This window comes from Curtobacterium sp. Leaf261, assembly GCF_001422205.1.
GTDB lineage: Bacteria > Actinomycetota > Actinomycetes > Actinomycetales > Microbacteriaceae > Curtobacterium.
Genome location: NZ_LMMJ01000007.1, coordinates 316,207 through 332,173, shown reverse-complemented (window position 1 = coordinate 332,173; position 15,967 = coordinate 316,207). Strand labels below are relative to the sequence as shown.

11 protein-coding genes are annotated in these 15,967 nt (G+C 67.6%); 10 read left to right on the top strand and 1 reads right to left on the bottom strand.

The genetic code is table 11. The features are described 5' to 3' along the window. The first annotated feature begins 27 nt into the window (after positions 1-27). Positions 28-3,909, top strand: a complete 3,882-nt coding sequence (gene rpoC / locus ASF23_RS06870) for a DNA-directed RNA polymerase subunit beta' (RefSeq protein WP_055950960.1) — start codon at positions 28-30, stop codon at positions 3,907-3,909. A gap of 194 nt (positions 3,910-4,103) precedes the next feature. Here the strand turns inward: rpoC and ASF23_RS18555 are convergent, their stop codons facing one another. Continuing rightward, entirely contained in the window at positions 4,104-4,466 is a 363-nt protein-coding gene (locus ASF23_RS18555; RefSeq protein WP_055950959.1) for a VOC family protein, read from the bottom strand. A gap of 114 nt (positions 4,467-4,580) precedes the next feature. Between ASF23_RS18555 and ASF23_RS06860 the strand changes: the two genes are divergently transcribed. The 9 genes from ASF23_RS06860 (at position 4,581) to ASF23_RS06820 (ending at position 15,952) form a co-directional block, all read left to right on the top strand. Further along, positions 4,581-5,597, top strand: a complete 1,017-nt coding sequence (locus ASF23_RS06860) for a GNAT family N-acetyltransferase (RefSeq protein WP_055950957.1) — start codon at positions 4,581-4,583, stop codon at positions 5,595-5,597. A gap of 182 nt (positions 5,598-5,779) precedes the next feature. Further along, positions 5,780-7,447 (top strand): GspE/PulE family protein, encoded by a 1,668-nt coding sequence (locus tag ASF23_RS06855; RefSeq protein WP_055950955.1) that lies wholly within the window; start codon positions 5,780-5,782, stop codon positions 7,445-7,447. Between the two features lie 77 nt (positions 7,448-7,524). After that, a complete protein-coding gene (locus tag ASF23_RS06850; RefSeq protein ID WP_326998996.1) occupies positions 7,525-9,156 on the top strand; it encodes a type IV pilus twitching motility protein PilT in 1,632 nt (543 codons plus the stop codon). Next, the gene (locus ASF23_RS06845; RefSeq protein WP_082473889.1) at positions 9,156-10,379 is read left to right on the top strand and encodes a type II secretion system F family protein; all 1,224 of its coding nucleotides are present in this window, start codon (positions 9,156-9,158) and stop codon (positions 10,377-10,379) included. The genes ASF23_RS06850 and ASF23_RS06845 overlap by 1 nt, the downstream gene beginning before the upstream one ends. Positions 10,380-10,621: 242 nt before the next feature. After that, a complete protein-coding gene (locus tag ASF23_RS19005; RefSeq protein ID WP_055950953.1) occupies positions 10,622-11,086 on the top strand; it encodes a type II secretion system protein in 465 nt (154 codons plus the stop codon). 117 nt (positions 11,087-11,203) lie between these two features. Further along, positions 11,204-12,607, top strand: coding sequence for a type IV pilus modification PilV family protein (locus ASF23_RS06835; protein WP_055950951.1), 1,404 nt, complete (start codon positions 11,204-11,206; stop codon positions 12,605-12,607). Next, positions 12,607-13,287, top strand: coding sequence for a PulJ/GspJ family protein (locus ASF23_RS06830; RefSeq protein ID WP_055950949.1), 681 nt, complete (start codon positions 12,607-12,609; stop codon positions 13,285-13,287). Before ASF23_RS06835 ends, ASF23_RS06830 begins: the two co-directional genes overlap by 1 nt. Then, on the top strand, positions 13,284-15,092 hold the full coding sequence (locus tag ASF23_RS06825) for a hypothetical protein (protein ID WP_055950947.1): 1,809 nt from the start codon (positions 13,284-13,286) through the stop codon (positions 15,090-15,092). Before ASF23_RS06830 ends, ASF23_RS06825 begins: the two co-directional genes overlap by 4 nt. Then, a complete protein-coding gene (locus ASF23_RS06820) occupies positions 15,092-15,952 on the top strand; it encodes a prepilin peptidase (RefSeq protein WP_055950945.1) in 861 nt (286 codons plus the stop codon). Before ASF23_RS06825 ends, ASF23_RS06820 begins: the two co-directional genes overlap by 1 nt. Positions 15,953-15,967: the final 15 nt, after the last annotated feature.

Here is a 15,967-nt window from a genome sequence, read left to right as displayed (position 1 = left end):
CGTCTGTCTACCCAAGAGAGAAGAACATTGCTCGAAGCAACTTCCTTTGACGAACTGCGGATCGGCCTTGCAACTGCCGAGGACATCCGCAAGTGGTCGTACGGCGAGGTCAAGAAGCCGGAGACCATCAACTACCGCACCCTGAAGCCCGAGAAGGACGGTCTGTTCGGTGAGCAGATCTTCGGTCCTTCGCGCGACTGGGAGTGCGCCTGCGGCAAGTACAAGCGAGTCCGGTTCAAGGGCATCGTCTGCGAGCGCTGCGGCGTCGAGGTCACGAAGTCGTCGGTGCGCCGTGAGCGCATGGGCCACATCGAGCTCGCCGCCCCGGTCACGCACATCTGGTACTTCAAGGGCGTCCCGTCGCGACTCGGCTACCTGCTCGACATGGCCCCGAAGGACCTCGAGAAGGTCATCTACTTCGCGGCGTACATGATCATCGACATCGACCAGGACGGCCGCCACGCGGACATGCCCGGGCTCGAGAACGAGCTGCGCCTCGAGATCAAGACCCTCGAGGGTCAGCGCGACTCGATCGTCGCCGACCGCCTCAAGAAGCTCGAGGACGACCTCGCAGCGCTCGAGGAAGAGGGCGCCAAGTCCGACCAGAAGCGTCGGACCAAGGACGGCGCCGAGAAGGAGATGTCCCAGGTCCGCAAGTCCTTCGACGAGGACATCACCCGCCTCGAGCGTGTGTGGGAGGACTTCCGCAACCTCAAGGTCGGTGACCTCAAGCCCGAGGACGCCGTCTTCCACGAGCTCCAGGACCGCTTCGGGATCTACTTCGACGCCTACATGGGCGCCGAGGCGATCAAGCTGCGCCTCGAGTCGTTCGACCTGACCGCCGAGGCCGAGGCGCTGCACCTGCAGATCGCCGAGGGCAAGGGCCAGAAGAAGATCCGCGCGATCAAGCGTCTCCGCGTCGTGAACTCCTTCCTCATCACCGGCAACTCGCCGGCGGCGATGGTCCTCGACGTGGTCCCGGTGATCCCGCCGGAGCTCCGCCCGATGGTCCAGCTGGACGGTGGCCGCTTCGCGACCTCCGACCTCAACGACCTCTACCGTCGTGTGATCAACCGCAACAACCGTCTCCGCCGCCTGCTCGACCTCGGTGCCCCCGAGATCATCGTGAACAACGAGAAGCGCATGCTCCAGGAGGCCGTCGACGCACTGTTCGACAACGGTCGTCGTGGTCGCCCCGTCACGGGTACCGGCAACCGCGCCCTGAAGTCCCTGAGCGACATGCTCAAGGGGAAGCAGGGTCGTTTCCGCCAGAACCTGCTCGGCAAGCGCGTCGACTACTCGGGTCGTTCGGTCATCATCGTCGGCCCGCAGCTCAAGCTCCACCAGTGCGGTCTGCCCAAGCAGATGGCGCTCGAGCTGTTCAAGCCGTTCGTGATCAAGCGCCTCATCGACCTGTCGCACGCGCAGAACATCAAGTCCGCCAAGCGCATGGTCGAGCGTTCGCGTCCGCAGGTCTGGGACGTGCTCGAGGAGATCATCCGCGAGCGTCCGGTGCTCCTCAACCGAGCACCCACGCTGCACCGTCTCGGCATCCAGGCCTTCGAGCCCCAGCTCGTCGAGGGCAAGGCGATCCAGCTGCACCCGCTCGTCTGCGCCGCGTTCAACGCGGACTTCGACGGTGACCAGATGGCCGTCCACCTGCCGCTCTCGGTCGAGGCCCAGGCCGAGGCACGCATCCTGATGCTCGCCTCGAACAACATCCTGAAGCCGTCCGACGGCCGTCCGGTGACCCTGCCCGCACAGGACATGATCATCGGTCTGCACCACCTGACGACGGTCACCGAGGGCGCGATCGGCGAGGGCCGTGCGTTCTCGTCCGTGGCCGAGGCGATCCTCGCGAAGGACCAGAACTCGCTGCACCTGAACGCGAAGGTCAAGATCCGCATGTCGGACCTGTACTTCGCCGAGGGCGACGCACCCGAGGGCTTCGAGCAGGGCAAGCCGTTCATCCTCGACACCACGCTCGGCCAGGCGCTCTTCAACGAGACCCTCCCGACGGACTACCCGTTCGTCCAGAAGGTCGCCGACAAGGGCACGCTCTCCGCGATCGTCAACGACCTCGCAGAGCGGTACCCCAAGGTCGAGGTCGCCGCAGCACTCGACCGGATCAAGGACGCCGGCTTCTACTGGGGCACCCGCTCGGGCGTCACTGTGGCGCTGTCCGACGTCGTGACCCCGCCGCGCAAGGCCGAGATCATCGCGGGCTACGAGATCCAGGCCGCCAAGGTCCAGGGCGAGTTCGACAAGGGTCTGATCACCGACGCGGAACGTCGCGCCGACCTGATCAAGATCTGGACCGAGGCCACCAACGAGGTCGCCGCCGAGATGCGCGCGAACTTCCCGAAGGACAACACCATCAACCGCATGGTGTCCTCCGGTGCTCGTGGTAACTGGCTGCAGGTCCGGAACATCGCCGGCATGCGTGGTCTGGTGAACAACCCGAAGGGCGAGATCATCGCCCGCCCGATCATCAACTCGTACCGCGAGGGCCTGACCGTGGCGGAGTACTTCATCGCCACGCACGGTGCTCGGAAGGGCCTGGCCGACACCGCGCTCCGGACGGCGGACTCCGGGTACCTCACCCGTCGTCTCGTCGACGTGTCGCAGGACGTCATCATCCGCGAGGACGACTGTGGGACGAGCCGTGGGCTCGAGCTGCCGATCGCCACAGCTGGTGCGGACGGCAAGCTGGTCCGTGACGAGACCGTCGAGAACACCGTCTACTCCCGCACGCTCGCGACCGACGTCGTGAACGCCAAGGGCGAGGTGCTCGCGACGGCCGGCGACGACGTGGGTGACGTCCTCATCGACGCACTCGTGGCGAAGGGCGTCGAGAGCATCAAGGTGCGCTCGGTCCTGACCTGCGAGTCGAGCGTGGGTGTCTGCGCGCGGTGCTACGGCCGTTCGCTCGCCACCGGCAACCTCGTCGACATCGGTGAGGCCGTCGGCATCATCGCGGCCCAGTCGATCGGTGAGCCCGGCACGCAGCTGACCATGCGTACCTTCCACACGGGTGGTTCGGCATCGGCGGACGACATCACGCAGGGTCTCCCCCGCGTGACGGAGCTCTTCGAGGCCCGCACCCCGAAGGGCGCTTCCCCGATCGCCGAGGCCGCAGGCCGCGTCGTCATCGAGGACACGGACAAGCAGCGTCGGATCATCCTGACCCCGGACAACGGCGACGAGCCGTTCATCTACCCGGTGCTCAAGCGTGCGACCCTGCTCGTCGAGGACGGCCAGCACATCGAGCTCGGTGGGCAGTTCATCGCCGGTGCGGTGGACCCCAAGGAGGTCCTCCGGGTCAAGGGTGTCCGTGAGGTGCAGAAGCACCTCGTGGGTGGCGTCCAGGACGTCTACCGCTCGCAGGGTGTGCCGATCCACGACAAGCACATCGAGGTCATCGTCCGACAGATGCTCCGCAAGGTCACCGTCGTCGACCACGCCGACACCGATCTGCTCCCGGGTGAGCTCGTCGACCGTTCGCGGTACAACGAGATCAACCGTGCGGCACTCCAGGAGGGCAAGAAGACCGCTTCCGCCCGCCAGGAGGTCATGGGCATCACGAAGGCGTCCCTCGCGACCGAGTCGTGGCTGTCCGCTGCGTCCTTCCAGGAGACCACCCGCGTCCTCACGCAGGCGGCCATGGAGGGCAAGCGCGACTCGCTCGTCGGCCTCAAGGAGAACGTCATCATCGGGAAGCTCATCCCTGCGGGGACGGGTCTCAGCCGGTACCGCGACGTGGACGTCCAGGCCACCGAAGAGGCGAAGGCGGAGCGGTACCCCAACCGCATCTTCGCCGACGACTCGTCGTTCTCGGACGCCGACCTGAGCTTCGTCGACTTCGACAGCTTCTCGTCGGACGACTTCACGCCCGGGACGTACAACTGATCGGTCAGCCGACATGGTGACTGAGTGACACAGAAGGGCCCCGCACCGATTGGTGCGGGGCCCTTCTGCGTCGGCGGGTCGCGTCGGCGGGTCGCGGTGGCGGAACCGGGTCCCGGTGGCGACCGTGGGTCGGACTGGAGGGACGGTGCGGGCCGGCACCGTCCCTCCAGTCCGACAGGTGGTCCGCCGGCGCGTCAGCGATCAGCGGTCTCGTCGATCAGCGAGTAGAGGCTGAGCAGGTTGCCGTCCGGGTCGCGGAAGTCGAACCAGTCGACGGCACCGGGGACGCGCTCGACCGGGCCGACGTCGATCCCCAGCGCAGCGATGCGGGCGTGCTGCGCGGCGACGTCGTCGACTCCGAAGCGCACCGCGACCTCGTTCTCGTCGGCATGGGCATCGACGACGAGCTGGATCCAGATGCCGCCGATCTCGTACTCGGCGACGCCCTCGGCGGGCTCGAGGTCCGGCTCCTCGCGCTCGAACACCGCGCCGTACCAGAGGCACGCGGACTCGATGTCGCTGACCGGCAGCCCGACCGTCACGCTCGTGATGTCCATGGTCCATCTTGGTCCACCGGTGCCCGGCGCGTCGAGACATCCGTGCCGACCGGTCGGGACATCCGTGCCGACCGGTCGCCGCGAGGTCGTCGGGACTCCTGCCAGGATGGAGGCATGTCCTCCCTCGCCGATCGCGTCGTCGCGCCCGCCCACCTGGAGACCCCCGCACCGCTCGACGGCGTGACGTTCCGCCCGGGGGCGTTGTCCGACGTGCCGGCGATGCACCGTGTGCTGCTCGCCGCGTGTGCGGTGGACTCGCCGGACGAACGTCCTGCACAGGACGACATCGAGTACGAACTGTCCACAACCGGACTGGTCCCGGCCACGGACAGCCTCGTGGCCCTGGATGCTGATGGACATGTCATCGGCTACGTCATCGTCATGCTCCACCCGGCCCACGAGTCCCTCGTCCGCGTCTGGCTCCCCGGCGAGGTCGACCCCGCGCACCGGGGGCGGGGAATCGGCCGGCGGCTGCTCGCGTGGCAGCTCGGTCGCGCACGCCAGTTGCTCGCCGGGCTCCGCGTCGACCTCCCCGCGCAGCTCGAGCTCACCGATCGACAGGGTTCGCCGGCGCTGGCGCTCGCGGCGCGCTTCGGGATGGAGCCGACGCGGTACTGGTTCGACCTCACCAGGGACCTCACCGACCCGGTCGACGTCGCACCGGCACCCGACGGCTACACGCTCCGGCAGTACGTCTCCGACGACCTCGAGGGAATGCGTCTGGCCAAGAACGACTCGTTCCGCGACCACTGGGGCTCGCAGCCGACGCCGGCCGAGGACTGGGCTCGTGCTCGATCGGCGCCGGCGTTCCGCGGAGACCTGTCGCGGGTCGTCACCGACGCGCAGGGCACCATCGTGGCGTTCGCCTTCGTCGACGTGGACCCGGAGTCGTTCGAAGCCCGGGGCGGGAGCTTCGGGTACGTCGACTACGTCGGCGTGGTCCGCGCACACCGCGGACGCGGTCTCGCGCGCGTGGTGCTCAGCAGCGTGCTCGCCGCGATCCGTGCCGACGGCCTCGCCGCCGCGGTGCTCGACGTCGACGCCGAGAACCCGACCGGTGCGCTCGGGCTCTACGAACGCCTCGGGTTCACGCGCGGGACGGTCGCGGTCACGCACACCCTGCACTTCTGAGCACTGCCGGAGTCGCCGCCCCTCCGGACCGCCCCGTCGAGAGTCTGCCGGACCCCTCTTTCTGGGACTGCTCGAAGAGCACGCCGACGAATTAGCGTTGGGCCACGGCCGCAGACCGTCATCGGTACCCGAACCGCGACACGGCTCCCAGACGTGCGACACCAAGGAGGTGAGGGAGCACCATGGCAACCCTCTCTGAGATCCTCATCCTCAACGGTGCTCTGCCCATCGAGCACCTCGACACCCTGACCGGTGACGAGATGGTGGACGAGAAGAACATCCGGTCCCTCGTCGACCGCGGCGTCGTGAGCGAGGCGCAGTTCATCACCGCGCGCGCCGCGTCGAACAACTCCAAGACCGTCCCGCTCACCGACTACCCGGTGGACGGCACCGCGGTGTCGATGCTGCCCGCAGCACTCTGCCGTCGGCACAGCGTGCTCGGCATCGGGTTCGAGGGCGACGCGCTGGTGCTCGCCATGGTGAACCCCGCGAACGTGCTCGCGCTCGACGACGCCCGGGCTTCGTCCGGCCGCGTCATCAAGCCGCTGCAGGTCGACGAGCGTGACCTCGCGTCGGCGCTCGACCGCTACCTCCGCGCCGACGACGAGCTGAACGACCTGACGTCCTCGCTCGAGCAGGAGGCCTCCGTCACCGAGACGCAGGCCGACCTCTCCGACGGTGCACTCGACGACGTCCCGATCGTCCGGTTCGTGAACCTGCTCGTCTCCCAGGCGATCCAGGACCACGCGTCGGACATCCACATCGAACCCGGCGAGCACGAGGTGCGGGTCCGCTACCGCATCGACGGCGTGCTCCACGAGATGACCCCGGCGCCGAAGAACATCCAGAACGGTGTCATCTCGCGCCTCAAGATCATGAGCGACATCGACATCGCCGAGCGACGGAAGCCCCAGGACGGCCGTATGTCGGTCCGGCACGGTGGCCGCCAGATCGACCTCCGCGTCGCGACCCTGCCGACGGTGTGGGGCGAGAAGGTCGTCATGCGCATCCTCGACAACACGAACACGTCGATGACGCTCAAGGACCTCAACCTGCTCGACCGGAACTTCGAGGCGTACCAGGCGTCGTACTCCAAGCCGTACGGCATGATCCTCGTCACGGGCCCGACGGGTTCCGGCAAGTCCACCACGCTCTACACGACGTTGAACGCGGTCGCGAAGCCCGAGATCAACGTCATCACGGTCGAGGACCCGGTCGAGTACCGGATGCCGGGCATCAACCAGGTGCAGGTCAACCCGAAGGCCGGGCTGACGTTCGCCTCGGCGCTCCGCAGCATCCTCCGCTCCGACCCCGACGTCGTCCTGCTCGGCGAGATCCGTGACCACGAGACGGCCCAGATCGCGATCGAGGCATCGCTCACCGGCCACCTCGTCCTCTCCACCCTCCACACGAACGACGCCCCCTCGGCCGTCGTCCGTCTGACCGAGATGGACATCGAGCCGTTCCTCGTCGGGTCGGCCCTCGACTCGGTGGTGGCCCAACGACTCGCGCGCCGGCTCTGCGACCGCTGCAAGGCACCTGCGGAGCACACGTTCGAGCACCTCCGCGACCTGCGATTCGTGAACGACTGGAACCCCGACGTCCCCGAGATCTTCATGCCCGTGGGGTGCGCCGTCTGCTCGAACACGGGCTACCGCGGCCGCATCGCCCTGCACGAGGTCATGACGGTCACCGAGGAGATCGAGCGGCTCGCCGTCTCGCGTGCCTCGAGCGCGGAGATCAGTCGTGTCGCGCAGGACCAGGGCATGCTCACCCTCCGTCAGGACGGCTGGGAGAAGGTCAAGCTCGGCCTCACCAGCGTCGAGGAGATCCTCCGCGTCGTCGCGTAGGACTCCTCCCCCTCCACATCGATGACGAGCCCGATCACGGGCTCGTTGCACAGCACTGCTCACAGACAGGGACACGCATGAGCGACTCCGTGTACGACATCACGTCGCCGGACGACGGGATCGCCGCCGGATGGCATCCGGGACAGCCGGGCACGGAGGTCGGCGGTCGCCGTGCCGCCCGACTCGCGGCTGGTGGCGAGGTGCCGTACGTGCCGCAGACCTCCGTCGCGCCGATGACCGTGCCCGCTCCGGCGGCTCGCGTGTTCGACCTGTCCGACGAGAGCACGTGGGATCTCGCGCCTGCGGCGCCGGCGCCGATCGCATCCGCGCCGGTCGCGTCCGCGTCGGTTGCTCCCGCCGTGCCGACTCCGACGTGGGCCACGCCGGTCCCCATCTCCCCGACGACCGCCGCGTACTCGTTCGCCGATGCGCCCACCGCGTCCGTCCCGGCGCCGGCGTTCGTCCCCGCACCGCCGACTCACGCCGCTCCGCTCGTCGCCCCGTCCACCGCGATCAGCTCGGACGTCCGGATCGAGTACACGCACCACGCTCGCGAGGTCGCCGACCCCGACCTCATCACCGCCCTCTCCGAGGTCGTGCGCCAGGGCGCCTCCGACCTCCACGTCACCGCGAACGCGGCGCCGACCGTCCGCGTCGACGGCTCGCTCCGCCCCGCAGTGCCGGGAGGCCCGTGGTCGCGCGCCAAGGTCATCGCCGCGCTGACGACGATGGCGAGCACCGACCAGCTCGCGCAGTTCGAGGAGAAGCAGGAGCTCGACTTCGCGTACTCGCTGTCCACGGAGTCCCGGTTCCGCGTGAACTTCTACCAGCAGCGCGGCAACTGGGGTGCGGCCTTCCGTCTGATCCCCACCAAGATCAAGACCCTGAAGGACCTCGGCATCCCGGACCACGTCGGGGACTTCTCGAAGCTGCCGCGCGGACTGGTCCTCGTGACCGGCCCGACCGGTTCCGGCAAGTCGACGACGCTCGCGGCCCTGATCGACCTGGTCAACGAGACCCGTGCCGACCACATCGTGACGGTCGAGGACCCGATCGAGTTCATGCACGAGCACAAGCGGGCGATCATCAACCAGCGCGAGGTCGGGGCCGACACGCACTCGTTCGCGAACGCGCTCAAGCACGTGCTCCGGCAGGACCCCGACGTGATCCTCATCGGCGAGCTCCGCGACCTCGAGACGATCTCGGTGGCGCTGACCGCCGCAGAGACCGGCCACCTGGTGTTCGCGACCCTGCACACCCAGGACGCACCCGGCACGATCGACCGTGTCATCGACGTGTTCCCGCCGCACCAGCAGGGCCAGATCCGCACGCAGCTCGCCACGACGCTCCAGGGTGTCGTCTGCCAGACGCTCGTGCCGAAGGCGACCGGCACCGGTCGAGTCGTCTCCACCGAGATCATGCGCACCACCCCCGCCATCGGGAACCTCATCCGCGAGGGCAAGACGTACCAGATCACCTCCGCGATGCAGGCCGGCAAGGACCTCGGCATGCACACGATGGACCAGGACCTCGCCGACCTGGTCAACGTCGGGACCATCACCCGCAAGGCCGCCATGGAGAAGGTGCACGACAAGGAGGGCTTCGACCGGCTCGTGCAGCGCGTCGAGAGTCCGTCGGACGCCTCGGCCGATGCGATCGCCGCGAGCGGGATCGACTTCGGCGACAAGTACTCCGGAGGAGACTTCTGATGTCACTCGCATTCGACTACCGCGGGCGCGACACCGCCGGCAAGATCGTCAAGGGCAAGCTCGACGCGGCGTCCGAGGGCGCTGCCGTCGCCCGACTCCGAACCATGGGCGTCTCGCCGATCTCCCTCGCCGAGGCGAAGGCCGGCACCGGGCTCCAGTCCGAGATCAAGATCCCGGGGTTCGAGAAGGGCGTCGGGCTGAAGGACCTGGCAATCATGGCGCGGCAGGCGTCCACCATGCTCTCGTCCGGCCTGTCGCTGTTGCGTGCACTGTCGATCCTCGCCGACCAGACGGAGTCGAAGAAGCTCAAGGACATCATCGGCAAGGTGCGCGACGAGGTCGAGCGCGGGGTGTCGTTCTCCGACGCGGTGGCCAAGTACCCGGTCGACTTCCCGCCGATCATGATCAACATGCTGAGGGCCGGCGAGACCGGCGGCTTCCTCGACAAGGCCATGGACTCGATCGCGACGAACTTCGAGAAGGAGCACAAGCTCCGCTCGACGATCAAGTCCGCGATGACCTATCCCGTCGTGGTGCTCGTGATGTCGCTCGTCGCCGTCGTGGTGATGCTCGTCTTCATCGTCCCGATCTTCCAGAACATGTTCGCCAGCCTCGGCGGCCAGCTCCCGCTGCCGACGCTGATCCTCGTCTACGCGTCGCACGCGATGCGCTGGGTGGGACCGTTGCTCGCCGTCGTGATCATCGTCGGGTGGCTCTGGTACCGGGCGAACAAGAACACCGACCGTGTCCGCGGGTTCCTCGACCCGCTCCGGCTGCGGCTGCCCGTGTTCGGCGCGCTCTCGAAGAAGATCGTCATCGCGCGGTTTGCTCGGAACTTCTCGAACATGATCGGTGCAGGAGTTCCTATTCTCCAGGCGTTGAAGATCGTTGGGGAAGTGTCGAACAACTTCGTCGTGCAGAGAGCTTTGGAGCGAGTTGCGGAATCGGTCCGGAAAGGCGAATCCATCGCCGGCCCGCTCGCACGGGAATCAGTGTTCCCGACTATGGTCTCGCAAATGGTCGCCGTCGGTGAGGATGCCGGATCTCTCGAGGTGATGCTCGAGAAGATCGCGATCTTCTACGATGCAGAAGTCGAGTCCACCACGGAATCGCTGACGAGCCTGATCGAGCCTTTGCTGATCGCATTCCTCGGTGTCGTGGTCGGTGGAATGATCGTCGCGCTGTACCTGCCGATCTTCAAGATCACGAGCCTCATCCACTGAGGCTCCGCGCACATGGCCCGTCCGACCTCGTTGGTCCGGCGGGCCATGTGCATTCCGGCAGCGTGCCCCCCGCACAGGGGGAGATCGCCCGAGCGATGCCCCCGTTACTGGGGGCATTTCGATACCCCCTTGGCCCCCGTTCTCGGGATTATGCCCAGAATCGACGCCGAATACGCTGATCACCGGCGGCAGAGCACCAGCCCCAACATCCCAATCACATTTCCCGAAGGAATGGACACCTCATGTACTTCCGTCTCATGGGCAAGCTCAACGCTCGCCGCCAGAACCTGACCGAGCAGAACGAGAAGGGCTTCACCCTGATCGAGCTCCTGGTCGTCGTCATCATCATCGGCATCCTCGCCGCGATCGCCATCCCGGTCTACCTGGGTGTGCAGAACAACGCCAAGGACTCGGGCGTGCAGAACGACGTCTCCAACCTGAAGACCGCCGCGGTCAGCGCGATGACGCAGAACAGCAACGCCCTCCCGAGCGCCCTGACCGCATCGGCCGCCACGGGCATCAACGCAGCGACCGTCACCGGTGGCCAGACGTGGTCGGACGCCGGCGCCACCTGGAGCGACTCCGAGACCGAGCTCAAGTTCGTCCCCGGCACCGGTTCCGCGTTCTGCGTCCAGGGCAAGAGCAGCACGGGCAAGACCTTCTTCGCGAACCAGACCGCCGGTGTGAAGTCCGGCACCTGCGCTTGATGAGCGCCGCCGGCCGCTCCTGAGGAGCGGCCGGTTCCGGAGGGGGTCGGGGTTCGCCCCGGCCCCTTCCGCGCAGGTACGGACGGGTACATCGACACCCCGGAGGAGGTGGCAACGATGATCAGCACGATCGCACGCAGGCTCGAGCGGGCACGCGACGAGCGCGGGTTCACCCTCGTCGAGGTGATCATCGCGATGACGCTCTTCGCCCTCATCGTCGCCGGCGCCCTCGCGGGCATCGCCACGGTGATGCGCATCACCTCCGACAACACGGGCCGCTCCGCTGCCGTGAACCTGGCCTCGTCCGCGATCGACTCCGCCCGCGTCGAGGCGGCGAGCAACATCACGGGGATGTCCGGATCGACCACGAGCACGCCGGTCGACGGCCGTTCCTACAAGGTCGTCCGGACGCTCGCGTGGCAGTACACGAACGGCACCTCGAACCAGTGCTCGGCGTCGTCCACCGGGACGGCTGCGCAGCTCCTCTTCCTCCACATCCACATCACCGTGACGTGGAACGGCATGGGGTCCGCGGCACCCGTGAAGCAGAACACGATCTTCGCCCCCGCGAGCAAGATCAACGACCCGACGCTCGGGACGGTCCTCGTCTCGGTGCAGTCGATCACCGGCAGCGGGGGAGTCGGGAACATCACGGCGACGATCGCGCCCGCGACCGGTGCCGGGTACAGCTCGAACACGGCGGTCGCACTCGCTGCGCAGCCTCCGGTGACGAACGCCGACGGCTGCTCGATCGCGACGAAGGTGACGCCCGGTACGTACTTCGTCACGCTGACGCCCCCGGGTGGCCAGTACCGCGACGAGAACCTGGTGGCGAGCCCGGTCAAGACGATCGTCGTCGGTGCAGGTCAGTCGAGCGGCGCCTCGTTCAACTACGACCCGGCGGTGGACGTCAAGATGAACTACGCCACGAACGCGACGAGCACGACCATGCTGCCGACGAACCTGACGACGTCCTTCGTCAGCTCCTACGGCGCGGTCAAGCTGACCGGGACCCCCACCGACCAGTGGGTGACGCCGATCTCCTCCGGGTACGTCGTGTACCCGGGGTCGTTCGACTCGAACGTCAAGAACGCCGACGGCTCGACCAACACGAACAGCTGCCTGTCGACCGACCCGACGATGTGGCCCCGCGCCGCCGACGGGCGGGTCGGCAAGACGCCGTCGCCGTCGGTCGGCATCGGCAACACGACCGCGAACGTCCCGATGGGGCTCGTGACGGTCACCATCAGCAAGTCCGACACCATCCTCACGGCGACCACCGCCACCGCGGCCAACGGCGACCCCGGGTGCGTGGTCGGTCAGACGATGAACTTCACCCGCGCCGCGACGAACGGCTCCGGCGGCTCCGTCGACGTGACGCTTGCGCTGCCGTACGGGACGTGGTCGGTGACGAGCCAGAAGAACGCAGCCTCGAACCCCGTCAACGTGACCCCGAAGACGCTGCTGGGCGTGCTGCTGAACACCGGGTCGGTCACGCTCGATCCGCGAGTCGCACCGTGATGCGCCGGCTGCGCGACGTCGCGAACCGTGAGGGCGGTCTGACGATGATCGAGCTCCTCGTCGCCATGGGGCTCTTCGCGGTGCTGCTGACCATCGTCGTGGGGACGTTCGTGTCGATCACGAAGGCAACGAGCTTCGCCGCGGCACGCGACACGAACACCCGCGTCGCGACCAACGGCATGGACGAGCTCACGAAGATGATCCGGTCCGCGGCGGACAACCCCGTCGTCGGCGCGGGGGACACGCCCGCGTTCACCGTCGCCGGGCCCGAGACGATGACGTTCTCGACCCTGGTGTCATCGGGCCGCGACGCCGTGCCGCAGCAGATCACCTTCGCCCTCGACGGTGCCCGGAACCTCACCGAGACGAGCGCCGCGGCCTCCGCGAACGGGACCTACTTCACCTTCGGTACCCCGGGCGCGGCGCGCGTCGTGACCGCCTCGGTCGGTGCGACACCGAGCGGCGGCGACCCGCTCTTCCAGTACCGCGACGGGGGCGGCAACGTCCTGACCCCGTCGACCACCACGAACCAGCTCACGCTCGATCAGCGCAACCAGATCGCGTCCGTCACCGTCACGCTCCGCATCGCGAACACGAGGAGCACGCTCACCAACGGTGTCGTCCTGAAGAACACGATCGGCCTGCCCAACCTCCTCGAACCCACCGGGAGCTCGACATGATCCGTCTCCGGCGCCTCCTGCGTCTCGATGCGATGCAGGACGAGCGGGGCATGGCGCTCGCCATCGCGATCATCTTCGGCACCGTCATCGTGTTCATGGTCGCCACCGCCGTGACGGTCGCGACCTCGGGCATCCGGAAGTCGGTCACCGACGCCGACTGGAACGGGTCGCTGAGCGCCGCGTACGCAGGCATCCAGGACTACGAGGCCCGGCTCTCCAACGACACCGGCTACACCCAGTACGGCAACCCGAGTGCGCCGTTCAGCGCGAGCAGCGCCGGGCTCCTGACGCTCCCGCCGACGACGAACGACGCGCTCGGCACCGGTGCGTCCGGGTCGTGGGCCTCCGTGCCGGACACCGACGGCACGGCGAAGTACCGGTACGAGGTCGACGCGTCGAAGTACTACGACACCGGCATCATCCGGGTGCGGGCGACCGGCAAGGTGAACAACGCCGTCCGGACGGTCACGGCGAGCATCAGGCAGCAGGGATTCATCGACTTCCTCTACTTCACCGACTTCGAGATCCAGGATCCGCAGATCACCGGCGCGAACGTCACGAACTGCGTCAAACACGCGTGGGAGGGCACGGGCCGGACGCGGCAGACGTCCGCGAACCCGAACCCCTGCGGTGAGATCGCCTTCGGCGGTGGGGACAAGATCGACGGGCCTGCGCACTCGAACGACACCATGCGCATCTGCGACGCGCAGTTCACGAGCCAGATCACGACGTCGAACCCGAACGCCGATCCGACGACCGGTCTGCGGTACTCGAAGGTCACCTCGCAGAACGCGGCGTGCTCCGGGCAGGTCTTCCCCGCCGGTGTCTCGCAGCCGGCGTTCACCTCGACCATCCCGATGCCGTCGACCAACGCGCAGCAGAAGGCGGCCACGCGCTACGACCTCGCGACGAACCGCTCTCCCGGGTGTCTCTACACCGGACCCACGGACATCGTCTTCAACGCCAACGGCACCATGACGGTGAAGTCGCCGAACACGCTGTACACGCAGACCGCCAACGACGACTCGTCGGCCGGTCAGAACACAGCCGCGTGTGGGACACCGGCACAGCTGAAGTCCCCGGCCGGCGCCACGATCACGGTGCCTGCCAACAACCTCGTCTACGTGCAGAACGTGCCGTCGTCGCCGACCGACAAGAACTACACCTCGACGACGGCGCTGCGGGACACGTGCAACCAGGGCAACGGTGTCGGGTACCCACGAGCCGGCGAGACGACGTCGCTCCTCAGCTCGAGCCCGTGCAGCTACGGGTCCCGGAACGGCGACGCGTTCGTCCGTGGCGACTTCAGCGGCCAGCTCACGGTCGCCGCCGAGAACAGCCTCTACGTCACGGGCGACATCGACTACCAGGACAAGAGCTCGGACATCCTCGGCCTGACGGCGACGAACGCGATCTCGGTCTACAACCCGATGAAGGCCTCCAGCTGCGGGTTCTTCGGGACGAGCACCTGCTACTCCTCGCTGCTCGCTGACACGGACCGCGAGATCGATGCGGCAGTCATCTCCGCAGCCCACACGTTCCAGGTGCAGAACAGCGCCTACGGGGGAGGTCGCGGGACCCTGACCCTCTACGGTGCCATCGCGCAGAAGTTCCGCGGCGTCGTGAGCACGAACGGGAACGGGTACATCAAGAACTACGTCTACGACTCACGTCTCAAGCACACGGCCCCGCCGAAGTTCCTCAACCCGGTGACCACCACGTACGGCATCACCACGATCGCCGAGGTCTCCCCGGCCTACAACGTCAACGGCAGCTGCGTCCAGAAGTCCGGAGTGTGCGTCTGATGGGGATCGTCCAGTTCGCGGGGATCGCGACCGTCCTCGGCGGCGTGTTCGGCCTGCTCATCGGCTCCTTCCTGAACGTGGTCGTGTACCGCGTCCCCGCCGGCATGAGCGTCGTGGCTCCGGCGTCCGCCTGCCCGAGGTGCGGGAAGGCGATCCGGGGCTTCGACAACGTGCCCGTACTGTCGTGGCTCGTGCTCGGGGGGAAGTGCCGCGACTGTCGCGAGCCCATCTCGGTCCGGTACCCGCTCGTGGAACTCGCCACGGGCCTCCTGTTCGTCGTCGTGGCACTCCGGTTCTGGCCGGTCGCGTCCGGCGCGACCACCCTGCCTGGAGGCACGACCGACGCCGGTCTCGCCGCTCGCCTCGTGCTCCTGGTCGCGTTCCTGTACCTGATGGCGATCAGCGTCGCGCTGGCGCTCATCGACCTCGACACGCACACGCTGCCGAACGCGATCACCTACCCGTCGTACATCGTGCTCGCGGTCCTGCTCGCCGGCGTGTCCGCGCTCGACGGCGACTGGGAGCCGTTCATCCGCGGCGCGATCGGTGCTGCCGTCCTCGGCGTCGTCTACCTCGTCCTCGCGGTCGCGGTGCCGGGCGGCATGGGCCTCGGGGACGTGAAACTGGCCGGCATCCTCGGTCTCGCGCTCGCGTACCTCGGATGGGGACCCCTCGCAGTGGGTGCTTTCGGTGCGTTCTTCCTCGGAGGTATGTTCGCGCTGTTCCTCATGGTGACGCGACGTGCCGGGAGGAAGTCCGGGATCCCCTTCGGCCCCTGGATGCTCGCCGGCGCATGGGTCGGTGTCCTCGTCGGGACTCCGGTCATGGACTCCTACATCCGCCTCATCGGACTGGCCTGACGGCCAGGACCGACC